The sequence below is a fragment of the Corynebacterium freiburgense genome, from assembly GCF_030408815.1.
GTDB lineage: Bacteria > Actinomycetota > Actinomycetes > Mycobacteriales > Mycobacteriaceae > Corynebacterium > Corynebacterium freiburgense.
The window spans coordinates 663950-682146 of record NZ_CP047355.1 but is presented as its reverse complement, the minus strand read 5'-3'; the positions used below and the strand labels follow the sequence as shown (position 1 = coordinate 682146).

Below are 18197 nucleotides of genomic sequence, written 5' to 3'. Positions count from 1 at the left end.
TCCATTTTTTTCACTGTTTTTATGGAATCTGCGACAAACCCCAGGTCAACGCTTGTGCGCAACATGGCTTGCTGTCACAAATTCCATTTTTTTCAGCCGATTTTATGGAATCTGTGACAGTGGGGATGAAAACATCACTAGTTTAATAGGGTAGGCCTATGAAACACCGGGTCAAGCGGTCCAGAGGCTCGAGAAACCAACCCGCCGCCCCGAAAATCAGGCAGATTTGACACGCCCCACCACCCAACAAGGCAGATTTCACATCACCCACAACCTATTACCGCATTTTCCCAGCTCAAACCCCCAAACCGGGAGCCCACAACACAAATCTGCCTTTCTGAAGCCTGGCCAAGCCACCCAGCCCGTCCCAGCCCCGGCCCACAGAGGAAAAATTCAGAAGAGAGTTTAGATGCTCCCGGCTACACCATCTTGTGGCAATCAAATGCAAACATGAAAGGTCGCCACTACAAGTGCCACCCAATTAAAGATGAACCAAAACCTCACCAGTTTTTAAAGTCCACCATAACCGCGCTGGCTATTTCTGGATCTGATTCAAGACCTTTAGTATTTCCGCGCCATAGCGCTCAACTTTTATGGGGCCGATTCCAGAAATATCAAGAAGCTCAACCTCTGTTTTGGGGAGCCGCTCGGCGATTGAGGTGAGGGTGGCGTCGGAAAACACTACGAATGCGGGGACATTTTCTTCGCGTGCTTTTTCGCTTCGCCACACCCTTAAGGCGTCGAATGTTTGAGCGTCTGCTTCACTGGGGCAATCTTCGCAGCGACCAAGGACTTTTTCGGCATTGGTTTCGAGCGGCATCCCGCATGAACGGCATTTTTTCGTTCGGTTTTTACGCGGAGCAGAAATAAGTTCAGTTTCTGGGGCTATCCCATCGAGGAATCGGCTGCGTGTTCGGTTTTTGCGTCCGCCTTCTTGTCGGGCTAAGGCCCAGGAACAGTGGAGAATTTCCCGCGCTCGGGTGATACCTACATAGAACAGGCGTCGTTCTTCCTCGATATTTTCATCGCCAGCTTTTATGGCATGGGTGATGGGGAGGGTGCCGTCAACAAGTCCTACGAGGAAGACTGCATCCCATTCGAGCCCTTTGGCGGCGTGGAGTGATGCAAGGGTAACGCCTTTAACTGTGGGTGGATGCTTTGCTTCGGCGCGTTCTTTCAGTTGCTGGAGAGCACCGTGGATATCTAGGTCTGGGGTGGCCTGACCAAGTTCATCAATGAGTTCGACAAGGGCATTGAGAGATTGCCAGCGTTCGCGTGCTTGTGCACCGGTGGGTTCGGTAGGGGTAAGCCCCATTGGGGCAAGGATGGCGCGAGCCACTCGGTGAAGTTCGGGACCGACTGCTTCTTCAGGGAAGGTGTTGGCTGCGGCGGCTCGAACGAGTTGGGTAATAGCCTGGCGAATTTCCGGCCGCTGGTAGAAACCTTCGCCGCCGCGGACCTGGTAGACAATGCCAGCGTCGGCTAAGGCCTGTTCAAAAACAGCGGATTGGGCGTTAATGCGATAGAGAATGGCGATTTCGGAAGGATCAACCCCGTTGTTGATTAAGGTAAGGATTTTTCCAGCAATTTCCCTGGCTTCTGTGGGTTCGTCATTGTAACTATGAAATTGTGGTCGAGGGCCAGCGGGGCGCATGCCTTGAAGTTCAAGTCTTGTTCCGGCTACACGTCCGCGGGCTTGACCAATTACGGTATTAGCCAGGTCGGTGATTTGGGGGGTTGAGCGATAGTCCCTTTGCAGTCGGGTAATTACTGCGTTCGGGTAGGTGCGCGAAAATTCGAGGAGGTAGTGGGGGGTTGCGCCAGTAAATGAATAGATAGTTTGGTTGGCGTCGCCAACTACGGTGAGGTCGTCGCGGTCACCAAGCCATGCGTGAAGCACTCGTTGCTGGAGTGGGGTGACGTCTTGGTATTCATCAACCACAAAACTGCGGTATTGGGCGCGGAATTCTTCGGCGACAGCCGGAGAATTTTCAAGTGCACCGGCAGTGTGGATAAGAAGGTCGTCAAAGTCCAGGAGAATGCCTTCAGGTGTAGTTTTTGCCTGTTCATACCTGCGATAAATTTCGGCAATTCGTTCGGAATCTAATGGAATATTTCGTCCGGATTCGGATACCCGTTTGGCATATTCGGTGGCGTCGATAAGGGAGGCTTTGGCCCATTCAATCTCACTTAGAACATCCCGCACCGTCTCTACTGTAGATTCCACACCGATACTGCGAACGGCACGGCCTACCAGGGGGAATTTATTGTCAATCAGCTTCCAGGGCAGATCACCTGCGATTTGTGGCCAAAAATAGCTGAGTTGTCGGCGGGCTGCGGCGTGAAATGTGCGGGCTTGGACACCGCCAATGCCCATAAGGTTCAGTCGGTGGCGCATTTCACCAGCGGCGCGGGCGGTAAATGTAACGGCAAGGACCCGATTCGGGCCAACAAAACCAGAGGAAATAAGGTGGGCGATTCGGTAGGTAATGGTCCTGGTTTTGCCAGTTCCGGCACCGGCAAGAATACACACGGGGCCACGCGGCGCGGTGGCGGCAATGCGTTGGTCTTCGTCAAGGTCGTGAAGGTTCATTATGTGGTGTTTGCCCAGTCTTGAATCATGCGGTGTGCCAGCGAGCCTTCGGGTGCGAGCGGAAGTGTGCTGTGGTGGATATCTGCCCTGGTAATCCAACGAATTTCGGCGAGTTCACCATCGCATTCGCCAATGGCGGTGTCGTCAGAGGTGGTAGCGCGAACTCCAAACATTAAGGAACTGGAGGTTGGCCAGGGCTGGCTTGCTACATACACAATATCGGAGACTCGGCGCCCAGCCTCTTCCCACACCTCGCGAGCGAAGGCTTGTTCCATTGTTTCGCCTGGGGCAATATAGCCTGCAATAAGGGAAAAGTAGGAGCGACGGATATTGCGGCCCACAAGTAATCGGGGTTCAACACTGTGTTCAATTAAACCAATGACGGCAGGATCGATACGCGGAAAATATTCTCGCCCGCGCGTTCCAAAAGCGCGAGTGTTGTCAGCAGACCATGTGATTTTTTCACCAGTAAGCGGGTCAAATTCAAATGCTTCACGGTGGCGAACAAGTGCCACTGCTTGGCTAATAAGAAAGCCAAATTCAGTATTAAAAAATGCACGCGGCTCCACGGTTTGGACACCAGGTTCGGCAGTGAGGGTGTGGGGTGTAGCAGGGAGGCGAGCGGCGGTGTGGGAGGCGTCGATACGCACTGTAAAGAGGGCGTGTGGAGCGCTGTCCCATAGTGGGCTGCCGTTGGGTGTGGTGTAAATATGGTCGGCGGGGTCGATAAGGATATATCGGGTCATAGCTCGCGCACTTCGTCGTTGAAGACGCGGCGCACATAGAGCAGGCGATCGCCAGGCTCTACGATTTCGGCCTCTGGTGAGTCGATACGGTATAGCTCACCGGAGCGCACCACACCAAGCACAATATCGGCGAGGTGACGTGGGTTGGCACCGACCTCATCTTCCCGCACTACGCGTTCGGCGATAGAGAAGCCTTCATCTGGGGAGAGAAGATCTTCCATCATTTCCACCACGGATGGGGTGACGGTGGCTAAACCTAACATTCGGCCAGCGGTTTCAGAGGAGATTACTACGCTATCGGCCCCGGATTGTTTGAGTAGGTGGAGGTTTTCTGATTCCCGCACACTAGCCACAATCGTTGCACTGGGGGCGATTTCTCGTACAGAAAGGGTGACCAGGACAGCCGTATCGTCCATATTTGGGGCAACTACAACGGCACGAGCACGGGTAACACCAGCCAGTTTAAGCACGTCGGCTTTTGTCGCAGATCCTTGCACGGTAACAAGCCCCTGGCTAGAGGCAAGGTCAAGGGCTTGGGTATCGGTGTCTACTACAACGATTTGGCTGGGTGGGGTGCCATCGGCAAGAAGTGCGGCCACAGCAGATCGGCCTTTGGTTCCATACCCAACAACGACGGTATGATTGCGCATCTTTTTCCTCCAACGCTGGATTTGCAGCGCCCTTCGGGTTTCTTCGGTCAGTACGGAAAGGGTGGTACCGACCAGTAAGATCAGGAACGCGATACGAACCGGGGTGATAATCGTAATATTGATAAGGCGGGCGTGCTGTGTCACCGGGGTAATATCACCGTATCCAGTGGTGGATAGTGATACTGCAGCATAATAGACGGCGTCGATAAAAGTAAGGTCTTCGCTATAGCCGTCTTTGTCAAAATACACAATGAGAGAAATTGCCGCCATAAGCAATAGCGCATACACCACACGGCGGGCAATAAGCGCCCACGGACTATAGGTTCCCTGCTCTGGGATACGAATAATATTGAGTAGCGCATGGTCAGGCAGATCATCAAGCTCAAGCTCTGCCCCAAACCGCTTCCGGAATGTTTCACGCATGCTGCCTACTCCTTTCTCTCCGCTAATAGGGAAACGACCTTAACCATAATGCTTACTCAAGCATCGCTTCCAATTCCTTTAATTGTGGCAGGTAATCCGGTTCAAACGTGTGATTCCACCCAACGTAGTGGAATGCGGCGCGTACCAGGCTGGGGTCAATGCCCCGTAATTGGGCCCATGCATGCCGATATACCGCAAGCTGTACCATAGCGGCGCGCATATCCTTGCCTTTGGGCGGACCGCCGGTTTTCCAGTCCACCACAATCCAACCACCTTGCGTATCGACGTCGCGGAAAACGGCGTCCATACGTCCGCGCACAATATGCCGGCCCACCGAAACTTCAAATGGGTGCTCGATAAACGCTGGAGTGGTATCTGCCCATGGGCTTTCCAAGAACTTCTGTTTTAAATGCTCCAGTTCGCTAGTGGCGATATCCTGATCTTCCTTATTAAATAGCTGCTCTTCATCCCAGAGTGCCTGTAACCCATACCGATCTTCAATCCATTGGTGTAGCGCTGTGCCTCGTTTCGCATACGCATTTGGTTTAAATGGGACCGGCCGGCGGATTCGCTGCGCATAATGCTCTGGGTTTTGCTTAAGTGCCACCATATCGCTGGCAGTAAGTTCACGGGCGATTTCAACTTCTAATACTGGTGCGGCTAAGCGTTGTTGCTCCTCAATTAAAGCTGAAACTTCACGTTCCCATAAGGTCTCTATATCCCCCTCCATATTCGGTGGATCCGGTTGTTCCAATGCGTCCTTTACCAAAGCCGCCCCACGCAATACCGCATCCTCATTTACCGTAAATGCCGACGCCGGGAACACCCCCTGGAGTTGCTCTGGTTCCGCAATATCTTCTGCATCGAAGCCCTCGAACCAATGCACCACCGCATTTGGCGCCTGCTGACGCAATAACTCCAATCCGACATAGGGCGCACCGGTCGTGCCTGTTTCCGAAACCATAGAACCAGTCACATACAACACTCGCTCTGAACGAGTAAGTGCCACATAGAACAACCTGGTAGTTTCTTCAAACAGGCCGGTTTTAAATTCCTCTTTATGGGCCTGGATTGCTTCCTCTAATTCTTTTCTATTTTCTGCAAAACCAATATCAAGAACCGGCGCACCTCCCCTACCATCACCGGTATCCGCATCACCACGCAATGTGGATGGAATCTCCGCCACCTGAGTTACCCAGGTATCAACCTTGGCACGTTTGGTCACATCATCCTCGTAAGTGGTATTTGCGGCATGCAATACACTCACTACATCCCACTCCAAGCCCTTTGCTGAATGCGCCGTAAGGATCTGCACCCGATCCGCTCTCACTTGGACTTCACCACGAGTAAGGCCTTTATCTTTAGCTTTAGCTAATTGGAAATACGCCAGCAGCCCTTTCAGTGTTGCCCCTGGTATCAAAGCATATGCATGAACTTCCTCTGCTAGCCGGTCTAAATGCACCGTTCCTGCGGCCCCATCCGCATTCGGGTCCTGGCGGGCAAGAACTTCAGTACGAATTCCTAATACGCGTTCAATATCAGCAAAAAGATCCGGCAGTGGTTGGCTTAAACTCCGAGTGCGAATATGACGCAACTCGGCCGCAACCTCCATAAGCCGCTCATAGCCTTCCGGGGTATATTTCTCCTGCTCTCCCAAATCCGCAACAGCATCTGCCAAGCCAACCTGGGCTTCCGGCTCCGCCCGAACCGTTTCTGCCACAATCTGATGCAATCGCTCCAAGGGGTCTGATGCTGGCTCTGGCCGATCCTCCTTTGCCCGCCCGGCAAGATTAGCGACCCGCTCCCCCAATGCCAAGAGATCTTTCGCCCCCAAGCCGACATGCGGGCCAGCTAAAATCCGCAGCGCCGAGGCTGTATCCAGCGGATTCACCAGCATCGACGCAAACGCAATCATATCCGCAACCTCAGGCACATCGAGTAGGCCCGAAAGACTTACCACCTCCACTGGAATACCACGTGCCTGAAGCTGCGCCGCCATCGATGCACTATGGCGATTTTTGCGCACCAATACCGCACCAGTAAATTTTTTACCTTCAGCTTTACGTTCACGGTATTCTCGCGCAAGCTGGTCCGCCACCCATGATTGCTCATTGTGGAAAGTATCAAACCAACCAAGATGTACTTTCCCTGGCTTCGCGTTTGGGCGAGGAGACAACGGCTGGACGGTTCGATCCGGAGCATTAGCCGGGCCAAGTACTGTAGATGCCACTGCATTGGCAAGCTCCAATACTTCCGGAGGATTCCGCCAACTTGTGGTTAATTCCATTTTCGGGGCATTCTGGCACCGCCCATCAGGCGTTATTGTTTGAAAATCTTCAACAAAGCGCGCCAAATTTGCTGCCGTTGCACCACGCCAGCCATAGATAGATTGCATTGGGTCACCGACGGCAGTCACAGTGAGATCCGGGTCAATTGATACTGGATCTTGCCCGCCAAAAAGGCTGCGTAATAGTTCTCGCTGGGCGTGGCTTGTGTCTTGGTATTCATCCAGCATAACCACACGGAAACGACGCCTCAGGGTTTCCCTTACCCGTGGACAATCCCTTGCAAGCCGAGCCGCCATAGACATTTGTTCCCCAAAGGTCACAACATTACGCCGAGAAAGCTCTTCCTTTAACGCTCGCACCAACGGCAAAAACTCAAGCCTAAGCTGTTGGCGATCATAGATATTCTGAGTAGTTTTAGAAAACACATCCCGCTGCCGTGGTGCCTTAGGCAATTCATGAAATAACCGCAATAACGGCTCGGTTTCTTCATAAATACTTTCCAGGGTGACCATATGGTTATCAATACTGCCGGTGAGCTGCAATAACGTATCAGCAACCGAAGCAGGACTCGAGGTGGTATTCAGCGAGCCACCATAATCACGTACTAAATCCCACGCAATTTGAAATAGCTCTGTTTGCGTAATAACCCGTGCTGAAGGTTCTACCGGCAGCAATAAGCCAAATTCCCCCACCACACGACCAGCAAACGAGTCATAGGTTGCTACCGTTGGGGTAATCGCCTGTAGGTTTGCGGCAAGTTTGCCGGTTGGATCAATATCGCGCAGCGCATCAATACCTGCGAGCACCCCAAGCCTGCCGCGAATACGCTGTGAAAGCTGCTGGGCGGCTTTTCGGGTAAACGTTAAGCCAAGTACTTGTTCGGGGGTAGCAAAACCATTAGCAACTAGCCATACCACTCGTGCCGCCATGGTCTCGGTTTTTCCGGCACCTGCGCCCGCAACCACAAGCATTGGTCCGGGCGGCGCTCCAATAACAGCGCCTTGCTGCTCAGTTGGTGGGAATTCCTGGCCAAGTGCAATAGAAAGGTCTTGTGGGGAAATACGATTAGACATGGGTGGTCATCCGCCCTTCTGGTTGCACTGGACATACTGAACGTAGATTGCAATTTGCGCAGGTTTCATTGATGCGTGCGGTGAGTTCAGGGCCACGTATTTCCATAGCGAGTTCAGGAAGACGTGCAGCCAGCGCATCAAGCTCTTCGGGTTCCAATGCCACCTGTGTGCGGGTAGGAACATTCTTTTGATCTGGCGCCGGAAACACCAATACTCCTCCGCCCACTGGTGCCGGGGTTTCCCCAGCGCGCGCACCACGAACTTTATCGTCATCTACGACGCCGCGTGAGAGCGCCAATTGGTATGCCGCGAGTTGCGCATGGTCATGCATAGTTTTTTCGGGCGGCATAGTCTTCCCGGTTTTAAGGTCCACAACAACTAGAGATTCGCCATCTCGTTCGAGGCGATCCATGCGCCCTTTGATCATCACTTGCTGGCCATCACTCGTGCGGCCAATTGTCACCAATAATGGCATTTCTACGCCGACTTGAGTAAAAACACTCCGGCTTGTTTTCAACCATAAGTTTGTACGGTCAATAAGATGATTCCATTCTGACAGTGTCGATGCCTGCTTCCATTCCGGCTCATTCACAATTTTCTGGTATGCCTCAGTAACTATTTGTTTTGCCTGTTCAGTATTAACGCCACGGGCTACTGCCTCAGCAAAAGCATGGACGAGGGTACCTCGCAATAAATGAATTGGAGTGTCTTCCTCAGTTTCTAAATTGCCCAATACCGCCTTGAGAGGGCAATGTTCAATCGCTTCTATACGCGAAGGAGAGAGTCGAGCCGGACTTTCCTGATCGTGCAGCTTTGCATTAATTGGTGTGCGTACACCCCACCATTCTTCCGGGCGGGCACCATAAATCCCAGCATCGGCTAAACGTGCTAATTGGCGGGCTGCTTGTCGACGCCGCCGTGGGCGCTCCGCATCATCACACACCACGCGCCGCAGCTCCGCAATCAATGATGCAATTGAAAGCCTGCCAATGTGCTGCTCGTCCATTGATGCGGATTCACCTGCATCACCAATGGCAGTGACCTCTACACCAAGTGTTTCTAAAAACCGCGAAGGCTCCAAAACTTCATTTGATTCTGGGCTTGCTACTGCACTGACCAGGAGGTTGTATTTTGCGCGAGAACAAGCCAAATGGAATAGGCGCTCTTCTTCCCGTAGGCGCTCCACCGCTCGACTAATTGGTTGGTTAGGATCAATATTCTCATCGAGGAGGTCAATAAATTCCTCCTGCCCAAAAAGCGAGCCAGTCTCCCCCAAAGACGGCCACACTCCCTCCTGGACACCAACAACACAAACAGTATGCCAGTGCCTGCCACCAGTAGCGTGAGCGGTAAGAAGCTGTACCGCATCGGGTTCACCACCACGGCGGTCTCGTTTTCCAGTGGGTAATTGTTGTTCTTCAATGTGCCGGATAAAGCTCGCTAGTGAAGCCTGGGGGAAACGCTCGATATAGTCGCCCGCGGCGTCGAAAAGCGACATTACGGCGTCTAAATCTCTATCTGCCTGAGAACCGCCCGGCCCGCCGCGCAAACTCCGTGCCGCAAAGCTATCCGAAAGCCCTGTGGCCTCCCATAACACCCATAACACCTGTTCAATGGAATCATTGCGGGCCTCGTAACCAGCGGCCAACACCGAACGAATGCGCTCCAACACCGCAAGTTCCCGCTCCGTTAACCGCTGCAATACATCCAAATCCCCTGGTTCGCGGGTTGGCAACACCACATCCGCAAGCACATCCAATGCACGCCGATGCCCGCCTAGGGCAAGTTCCCCATGCCGCAAGCCTCGTAATAATCTCCGCAGGGTCACCGGATCCGCCCCACCAACCGGGCCGAGCACAAGTTCTTCTAACTCTTCATGGGTGAGATCCCTTGAAAGTGCGTGCACGGCCAAAATCAATGCTGCAACAATTCGCTGCTCTGATAACACCACGTCTGTGGGGTCAATATGCACTGGCACCCCTGCCGCCAATAACCCTCGGCGCACCGCCCCAATCTGCCCAGCAGAACGCACAATCACCGCCTGATCACGCCACGACACACCATCGAATAAATGCGCGCGACGAAGGGTATCGGCGACAAGTGCGATTTGGGTTCCAGGATGTTCCGCAATTACCGCACGAACATTCGGTTGGAATAGTGGTTCAGGCAGCCGCAATTCATAATCAACCGGTGTACGCATAAGGAAATCAGGTCTGGCACCGCGGAAACGGAATACCGATTGCTCAGGGTCCCCCGCCAAAACCACAAGCTTTGCGCCTTGGTACGCGGTGGAAATAAGTTCCGCCGCCCGAGGATCTAAATGTTGGGCATCGTCAATAATCACTACTTGGAGTTGGCGGTGTACATCCGCTAAAACCTCCGGGTGCAATTGCAAGGTATCCAGAGCCGCAGTGACTAACTCAGATGCATTAAAACTCCGAATACCAGCCAATTCCATCGTCTGTTCGTATTCCCGAAGAAATGTTCCCGCAGCCGACCATAATGGCCGCTGATATTCTTGCCCTAAGCGTTCCAAATCCTCCGGTGAAACACCACGCTCCACCGCTCGCAAAAGAAAATCGCGCAGCCCCCGCGCAAACCCCACAAATCCTAATGCATCACGGTTTTCTGTGGGCCAGGGGCCACCACCGTGTTCAATATGTCCAAGTAATAATTCGCGAATTACCGCATCTTGCTCAGCGCCAGTAATGAGCTTGGCATCATGCATGACCTTTTGAATAATCGAAAACGCAAACGAGTGCACGGAGCGCACAACAGGACCCTCCGAAGCAAATCCCAAATGCGCACACTGGTCAGCAATATCACCACGCAACGATGCCCCGGTCTCCTTCGAATGCGCAATCACCGCGATTTTCGACGGCCGCACCCCACGGCGTACGCACTCCACCACGGTATCCACAACAATACGGCTTACCCCAGAAGCCGCAGGGCCAGTAACCCGCCAACGACCACCAGTATCCACAATGCGCACAGCCTCCGGATGAGGCTCACGAATCTCCGCGGCACTACTTGCAATAAGACGTACCTCAGGAAACGGAATATCCCGAAACCGGTGGGCTGGCTCAAATGTACTCATGACCTACAGTGTGACAGACCCACCAAACAACACCCACGGCATGGGGGTGCACTACCAGCGTTTTAAAAACCTTGCACTAAGTATTTCACTAGATTTTCCATATTGGTTCGGGTTTCCGGCTTTGCACTCGGATGCAGTGTATGCACAAATAGCCGATACAATGTTGCCCGAAGCACCAATTGGGGAATATCCGGTATATGAGCAAACCTACGAATCACACCATAATCCACTGCACCGGCAATCATCCCATCAACCATTACCTGGACAGCGGTATACCCATGAGGGCGTGACACGGGAACAATATCCGTAACCACCGGCACATTCGTACCCTTATACAACGTGGTCGCTAGCATATCCGCGTGACCAACCTGGCGGCGGGCATGTAACTCTGTAAGATGCGGCGTGATTTCAGCAGCCAGGTGCAATGCCGCGAGCTGTTCTTCCTTTGGTGTAGCCGTAATATCGAGCCCAGACTCCAGAACACCTGCGGGGTTTGCCGACCATGCTGCACGATCTGCTACCGCAAAAAGATCATTATCACTCCACGGCGCACGAACGTTCGCAACGGCACAATCAGGTACAGGGACCTCCGCAAGCGCGTCTGCAAGCCGTAGAGCCGCACATACGGTCTCATCTACGCGTTGCGCACTGTGCCCTTCAGCGTATGCAGATGCCCGCCAACCGCTCACCACAAGCCGTCCATCGGTAGCACGCACCGGGCGGACCATTCGGACGCCCTCGGCGTGAATTGTTTCCCGCACCTTAGCAGACCAAGAAGCCTGCACTGGGTCCACGACCTGGGCTAGCACGGTTTGCTGCACCAAGATACCGTAGTCCCATTCTTGTCCCAGTACTTCGGCTGGGCCATTGCCTACATGGAAAGCACTGCGAACTCGTTCGGGAATTAAACTCATGGCGGACATTTTAATCACGCATCCACCAAGCTGTAATACCACCTTCGAGCGAAGTGACATCCAGAAAACCTGCTTCTTCCAGCAGAACTGCCGCTACCCGAGAGCGTGCGCCAGCCGCACAATACACCGCGACAGGTTGCCTACGGTCAAGTAGTGCAACACTGGAAAAATCATGGTTACGCAGCGCAGATAATGGAGCAAACACAGGTTCGCCAATCACTCCACCGCGCCATTCATGCGGTTCCCGAACATCAATCAAGGTAATACCAGAATCCACAAGGTCGCCCCACTGCTCGATGCTAAGGGTACGCACCCCTGTTGGCGGCTCCGGCTCACATACTTCGGCTGCCAAAGCGCTATGGCGAAGCGCTTCACTTTCCGGAGATCGTTCAAAACCTAACACTCGAAATTCGGCTTTTTGGCTGTCCCACACTCCAATACGCCCAATTAATGGCTCGCCAATACCGGTAAGAAATTTAATGGTCTCCGTGGCCATCATTGTGCCAATTACCCCTGGTAATACTCCAAATACACCAGCTTCTGCACATGAAGCAGCTTGCGACGGCGGCTCTGGATAAATATCACGCAATGTAAAGCCTTGGGCAAATACGGAAATCTGACCTTCAAACTGATAAATCGACCCCCATACAACCGGGATTTCTAAATCCGCGCAATAATCAGAAATTAAATATCGCGTGGCAAAATTATCGGTGCCATCAATCACCACATCAAATTCAGAAAGAATCTCCCGAATATTGCTGACATTAAGATCATATTCATATGGAATAACCTTAATATCCGGGTTTAATGCATGCACCCATTGTGCAGCCGAAGCGGCTTTTACTTGCCCAAGTGCCGGCATAGAGTGAATAACCTGCCGCTGCAAATTGGAGAGCTCGACCACATCGCCGTCGATAATCCCCAGTGTGCCCACCCCGGCTGCGGCTAAATACTGAATCACTGGAGAGCCTAACCCACCGGCCCCTACGCACAATACGCGAGCATTTAATAATTTTTGCTGCCCTTCAACACCAACCCCGGGAAGCACTAAATGGCGAGCATAGCGCCGAGAATTAGCCTGCGTGAGGGAACGGCCATGGGTTTGTGGAGCAGGTTGCGTTGTCATCCGGATAGACCTCCTCAGGGTTAATCCCGTGTAACTCGGAGTTATTCACACTCAACGTCTGCTGCATCATAATTGGTGCTAATTCACCATCCTTCGCGCATGGCTGGTGAGAGGAAAAACCAATCCCATGCCCAACCTCATGATTGACCATATACTGCCGGTACGAACCTAAATCCCCTTCAAAGGGAATCGCGCCACGTACCCAACGAGACTCATTTAAAATCACACGATTGCCTGCTGAGGTGAAGCAACTAGTCTCCATCTTAATATCAAAACCACAGTTCGTGTGGGTTGTTTCCGCAGATGCCAATTGAATACGCAAGTCCGGTTCCTCATCTGGACCAATATGACGGAAACCAAACTTTGGGTCCCCAATCCAACCCTTTGGATTAGATAATGTAGCGTCTATCAACGCCGCGAAACTATCATCACCGCCATAGGTGCTGGTATCAATACCATCTTCAATTTCAACCACATATGTATAGGTTTTTTCCAAACCTTGACCCACCTGCTCACCAGGGTTACCTACCAGCCGAAAAGTACCAAGGCCAGCCTCCGCATACGGTGCACCCGCCGGAAGATCTCCCGTTGCAAGCTGCGGTTTTGGGGTATTTGCCGGGTTCGGGCCGGAACCACGTCCAGGTGGACTCGAAGTCACAATCGAAGTAGCTGCTGTTTTATTTGCGGTAGTTGTTGTTTGCCCATCAGTGTTCGCGCCTACAAGGACGTCTACAAACACCCAAATGGTAATAACGAACAAAACTGGAATCGCATATGCACGCCACCCGAATTCACGGGCAAAACGCACGAGTAATGGTTCCGCATCTGGGCGGCGCTGCCTAGAAATGGCTTACTCCCTTAACGTTGAACGAGCCTGCAAAATGATCTGCCATGGGGTTACAATGGGCAATTTTCCCGCGAATACATCGGGATGTTCCAAGCCATATAAAGCAATGGCTTGAAACACTAAACATGGTTATCCAGCAAAACCGACTTGACGTTGCGTTGTGGTACCAATCTCCACATACGCAATACGACTATTGCGCACAACATACTGGCGGCCTTTGTCATCGGTGAGTTGCAGTGAACCTGCATCATCTGCCAATGCGGTTTTAACCAATTGCACTACCTCGTCTTGGGTTTGATTGGAAGACACTACGAGTTCTCGTGCGCTATCGCTAAAACCAATTTTGATGTCCATTAACTCCACTCTTTCTTGAAAGTGTGCATATGCGGATAAAAGCTATCTCAAAACTAGACCCCACATTTAGGTGTGTAAACCTCAATGGTGACTCTTCAAGCTTTCATAGTTTGCCTATGCAGTACTCATGCTATGTGCTTCCGGCAAGAAAGCCGTGCACTGACGCGCCCTGAATCTGGGGCCCTGCACCATCATAGACACCAGACAACTAGTATCAATGACGTGTCTGCTCAAGTTCAAGGTACCTCAAGTTCAATTGGCCCCACCTTTGCGGAACTCGGCGTAGCTGTCGAAATTACGGACGCACTAGCTACCGCAGGGATTATAAATACATTTGCCATTCAGGAACTCACGCTGCCAGTTGCGCTGGATGGAGGCGATATTATTGGCCAAGCGCGAACAGGCATGGGCAAAACCCTAGGCTTTGGCGTCCCACTACTCGATCGCGTTTTCGACGCCGCAGATATTGAGGAAATAGATGGAACACCCCGCGCATTAGTGGTGGTTCCTACTCGCGAACTCGCTATCCAAGTCGGGGAAGATCTTGGCCTTGCAGCTAAAAATCTGCCGCTAAAAATCCTTACCATTTATGGGGGCAGGCCTTATGAAGAACAGATCAAAGCGCTTCGAAATGGCACAGATATTGTTGTGGGCACCCCTGGTCGGCTCATTGATTTATATCAGCGTGGCGACCTTACCCTAGATAAGGTCGCCATTCTCGTCCTAGATGAAGCTGATGAAATGCTTGATTTGGGTTTCCTCCCCGATATTGAGAAATTACTAAAAGCCCTTACCCATAAACACCAAACAATGCTGTTTTCAGCTACTATGCCTGGGCCTATTCTCACATTGGCCCGTAGTTTTTTGGATAAGCCAATGCACATTCGTGCGGAGGAACCAGACGCTGGGCAGACTCATTCCACTACGCGTCAAGTGGTCTTTCAGGCACACCGTATGGATAAAACGGCGATTACGGCTCGGGTACTTCAAGCTCAAGGACGAGGACGAACCATTATTTTTACTCGGACAAAACGAACCGCAGCCCAAGTGGCTGAGGAATTAGCAATGTGTGGCTTTACCGTTGGCGCAGTTCATGGCGATATGGGCCAAGTAGCCAGGGAAAAATCCTTAACAGCGTTCCGCGATGGCACGATCGATATTTTGGTTGCCACCGATGTTGCTGCACGCGGCATCGATGTTACGGATGTCACGCATGTGATTAATTATCAAACCCCTGATGATGAAATGACCTATGTGCATCGCATTGGGCGTACTGGACGGGCTGGACAGTCTGGTACCGCTGTTACGTTGGTGGGCTTTGATGAACTGCCGAAATGGCAGATTATTAATACTGAGTTAGGGCTCGATCAACCTCATCCGCCGCAGTGGTTTTCTACCTCCCCTGAGCTTTTCCAAGCCCTAGACATCCCCGAATCCGCAACAGGCAATGTCGGACCACCCCGCAAAGTTTTTGGCGGCGTTGGGGCTATTCGAGCACCACACCGCGTATCTAAAACACGTGCTTCATCCCGTAAGTCTTCACATAGCTCTTCCCGGCGGCGTCGATGAACCGAAATCTTATTGCCGCAGCCGCAATTGTTACCTGCACGTTCCTGGGCGTCGGCACTGTTTGGTATAACGCCCCTGCACGCCATACTGTTTATGCTCCCGCCGAGCAAGAATTTACCGCCGCCCCAACCTTATCCACTCCACCACGGCAACTCAGCGAAGCCTGGACTCACCCCGACACCTGGGGTGGAGTCCGCCCAGTGCTTATCGACGGCGTGATCGCCACCGCAGACGGCGGCAAAGTCACCGGCCTCAACCCCACCACGGGTGAAACTCTTTGGAGCTATAGCAGAAACCTTGATGTGTGCTCCCTGGCAGCCTCATTCCATTCCATCGTCGCCACATACCGCAATGCTGCAGGCTGCGGAGACGTCACCGCACTTTCCTCCACCACCGGCAAATACCACGCCACCCGAAGCTCCGAAGCCCCCACCGATGTCTGGCCAATAAGCTCCCACGACGCCGTGGGAACCTACAACCATGAACGCTTAGAACTCTGGCGCAGCGACCTAGTACGCACCGTAGAATACGGCGATAAACCCATTAAAGCCGAACCAAACCTCCAACCCCACGAAGACTGCACTATACAAAGCGCTGGCACCCGAAAAGACCTTGTAGCCGTGGTAGAAACCTGCCCCGAAGCGATGCTACGCTACCAAAAACGAGTCCCCGAAGACTCCCGCGAACCGAAAATCACCCGCGATATTGCCATCCCCGGGACTGATGCCCAACTCGTAGCCATCGGACAAACTGGCGCCGCCGTCTATGTAGCAAAACCAACGCCAAGAATTCTGTCCTTTGTATCTGAGCATCCCCTAGTTTTTGAGGTTCCTCCGGCATCCCAACCTGACTCCCGCGATATGGCGGATTTACCGCACCATATGACATGGTTCGACGGAAACCGACTTTACTTGTTTAAACCTGAGGATCTCAGTATTACTCACAGCTTTGACAACGCACTCGGCACTGGGACCGCCGTAGGAGACCGCCTACTCTTTCCCACAAAAGAGGGTATTGCTGTAGCCGATTGGAAAACCGGTGAAATCGAATACACGATCCCCATAGATAGGGGCTCCCACAATGGCCATGTCTCACTTGCCTTAGTGGGGGACACCATTGTGGAAAAGCGAGGCGAACAGTTAGTCGGACTACGCTAAACCTCATAGTTGGCCGTAGCCCACGCTACGGCCGACCGACTAAACAACTGACTCAATCCAAACACTCCAAGCAGCAATACCGGCACACCTAAATACCATTGCCCAGCTGTAGCAATGTAATAAGCCAGCGGCAATAAAAAGATATTCCACATCACTACAGGACCACGCCCCCAACGTCTACCCCGTGCCATCATCCAGCCACCAAATCCCACGGCACCGAACACAATAACCAAAAAAATCGGGGTGGCGAAGATTAGGTAAAGGCTCTCCGGATTTTCCTGCCAAATCCTGCCGATATCCTGGTGAAATAGCAGAAAAACCGCAAAGCCCATCCCCACAAGAGCTTCAGCAAAGCTCACCCAGCCAGCTCGTTGCACAGTTAATGGCGGCAAATGTTGCGATTTAGTCACAGTTAACGACTCTACCTACTTAAAACCTTAGTATCACCCTAAGAGAACACACCCTCATGTACCCCCTTGCAAGCTTGTTCCGAATTGACGAAGCAGAAAACACCACACTCACCCCCGAATCAAAGCGATTCCCACAGGTCACTTCATATTGGTTGTGCACGATCAAAATAACTTTCGGCAACAATAGAGCACCCAATCTAAGTGTAGGTTGCATCCCCCTTGCGTGAGTTCTGTCACATTTTCAACCTAAACTCTAGCCAAGAAACTCGTAGCGTGCCATTATTTTGCAGTAGCCGGAGACGTCATACGATTCCATTTTCGGACTCTTACAGCGTCTTCATCCCCCCAAGATTTACCCGATCTCAAGAGGATACATAAGTAGGCCTTGCGAGTATCACTGATGCAGCGTAATTTTAAGCTGAGAACAACCTGACACGAGAAGGAGAACAAACATGGATTGGCGCCACAAGGCAGTGTGCCGCGATGAAGACCCCGAGCTCTTCTTCCCGGTCGGCAACTCGGGCCCCGCACTCGCACAAATAGCAACCGCTAAGGTTGTGTGCAATCGTTGCCCCGTTACTTCCCAATGCCTCGCATGGGCTTTGGAATCCGGCCAGGATGCTGGCGTTTGGGGCGGCATGAGCGAAGACGAACGCCGTGCACTCAAGCGCCGTAAGAACCGTGGTCGTACCCGCACCCGCGCGACAGTCTAAAAATTTCATCCCACGCCTTGTTCCGACTACAGTGGTGAGAAGTTTTACACCAACTTTTTCAAGGAGATACACATGAGCAAGCGTGGCCGTAAGCGCAAGGACCGCCGCAAGGGCAAGGCAAACCACGGAAAACGACCAAACTCCTAGTATTTTCTCAGGAGCTATAAACCGCCACTCTTTTAATAGATGTGGCGGTTTTTGCATATCAGGCAGATTTACATCGCACCCAACTCGACC

At 52.4% G+C, this 18197-nt stretch carries 14 protein-coding genes; 4 read left to right on the top strand and 10 right to left on the bottom strand.

Annotated elements, in window-relative coordinates; all coding sequences use genetic code 11:
• Window positions 1-535 precede the first annotated feature (535 nt).
• The 9 genes from CFREI_RS03110 to CFREI_RS03070 form a co-directional block, all read right to left on the bottom strand.
• Window positions 536-2596, bottom strand: a complete 2061-nt coding sequence (locus CFREI_RS03110; RefSeq protein WP_027012540.1) for an ATP-dependent DNA helicase UvrD2 — start codon at window positions 2594-2596, stop codon at window positions 536-538.
• A complete protein-coding gene (locus CFREI_RS03105) occupies window positions 2593-3339 on the bottom strand; it encodes an NAD(+) diphosphatase (RefSeq protein WP_084170752.1) in 747 nt (248 codons plus the stop codon). The genes CFREI_RS03110 and CFREI_RS03105 overlap by 4 nt, the downstream gene beginning before the upstream one ends.
• On the bottom strand, window positions 3336-4412 hold the full coding sequence (locus CFREI_RS03100) for a potassium channel family protein (RefSeq protein ID WP_027012539.1): 1077 nt from the start codon (window positions 4410-4412) through the stop codon (window positions 3336-3338). Before CFREI_RS03100 ends, CFREI_RS03105 begins: the two co-directional genes overlap by 4 nt.
• Before the next feature lie 52 nt (window positions 4413-4464).
• Window positions 4465-7773 carry an ATP-dependent helicase gene (locus CFREI_RS03095; protein WP_035111983.1) on the bottom strand — a complete coding sequence of 1103 codons (3309 nt, stop codon included), beginning with the start codon at window positions 7771-7773 and terminating at the stop codon, window positions 4465-4467.
• Window positions 7766-10870, bottom strand: coding sequence for an ATP-dependent DNA helicase (locus CFREI_RS03090; RefSeq protein WP_027012537.1), 3105 nt, complete (start codon window positions 10868-10870; stop codon window positions 7766-7768). The genes CFREI_RS03095 and CFREI_RS03090 overlap by 8 nt, the downstream gene beginning before the upstream one ends.
• Window positions 10871-10932: 62 nt before the next feature.
• Window positions 10933-11784: a TIGR02569 family protein gene (locus CFREI_RS03085; RefSeq protein WP_035112080.1), complete on the bottom strand. Its 852-nt coding sequence runs from the start codon at window positions 11782-11784 to the stop codon at window positions 10933-10935.
• Between the two features lie 10 nt (window positions 11785-11794).
• A complete protein-coding gene (moeB, locus tag CFREI_RS03080; protein ID WP_027012535.1) occupies window positions 11795-12910 on the bottom strand; it encodes a molybdopterin-synthase adenylyltransferase MoeB in 1116 nt (371 codons plus the stop codon).
• Entirely contained in the window at window positions 12858-13718 is an 861-nt protein-coding gene (locus CFREI_RS03075) for a DUF3152 domain-containing protein (RefSeq protein ID WP_027012534.1), read from the bottom strand. The genes moeB and CFREI_RS03075 overlap by 53 nt, the downstream gene beginning before the upstream one ends.
• A gap of 168 nt (window positions 13719-13886) precedes the next feature.
• Window positions 13887-14111: a DUF3107 domain-containing protein gene (locus CFREI_RS03070; RefSeq protein WP_027012533.1), complete on the bottom strand. Its 225-nt coding sequence runs from the start codon at window positions 14109-14111 to the stop codon at window positions 13887-13889.
• Between the two features lie 132 nt (window positions 14112-14243).
• On the opposite strand from CFREI_RS03070, the gene CFREI_RS03065 reads away from it, so the two are divergent.
• Both CFREI_RS03065 and CFREI_RS03060 read left to right on the top strand, forming a co-directional pair.
• Window positions 14244-15680 carry a DEAD/DEAH box helicase gene (locus tag CFREI_RS03065; protein ID WP_084170729.1) on the top strand — a complete coding sequence of 479 codons (1437 nt, stop codon included), beginning with the start codon at window positions 14244-14246 and terminating at the stop codon, window positions 15678-15680.
• Window positions 15677-16837: an Rv3212 family protein gene (locus CFREI_RS03060; protein ID WP_027012531.1), complete on the top strand. Its 1161-nt coding sequence runs from the start codon at window positions 15677-15679 to the stop codon at window positions 16835-16837. The genes CFREI_RS03065 and CFREI_RS03060 overlap by 4 nt, the downstream gene beginning before the upstream one ends.
• On the opposite strand, the gene CFREI_RS03055 is transcribed toward CFREI_RS03060, so the two are convergent.
• Window positions 16834-17247, bottom strand: a complete 414-nt coding sequence (locus CFREI_RS03055) for a hypothetical protein (RefSeq protein WP_051255915.1) — start codon at window positions 17245-17247, stop codon at window positions 16834-16836. The two genes, CFREI_RS03060 and CFREI_RS03055, sit on opposite strands and share 4 nt — an antisense overlap.
• A gap of 452 nt (window positions 17248-17699) precedes the next feature.
• Between CFREI_RS03055 and CFREI_RS03050 the strand changes: the two genes are divergently transcribed.
• Together CFREI_RS03050 and CFREI_RS13415 are read left to right on the top strand one after the other, a co-directional pair.
• Entirely contained in the window at window positions 17700-17960 is a 261-nt protein-coding gene (locus CFREI_RS03050; RefSeq protein ID WP_027012530.1) for a WhiB family transcriptional regulator, read from the top strand.
• A 72-nt stretch (window positions 17961-18032) separates the two neighbouring features.
• Window positions 18033-18107: a 50S ribosomal protein bL37 gene (locus tag CFREI_RS13415; RefSeq protein WP_390885311.1), complete on the top strand. Its 75-nt coding sequence runs from the start codon at window positions 18033-18035 to the stop codon at window positions 18105-18107.
• The last annotated feature ends 90 nt before the right edge of the window (window positions 18108-18197 follow it).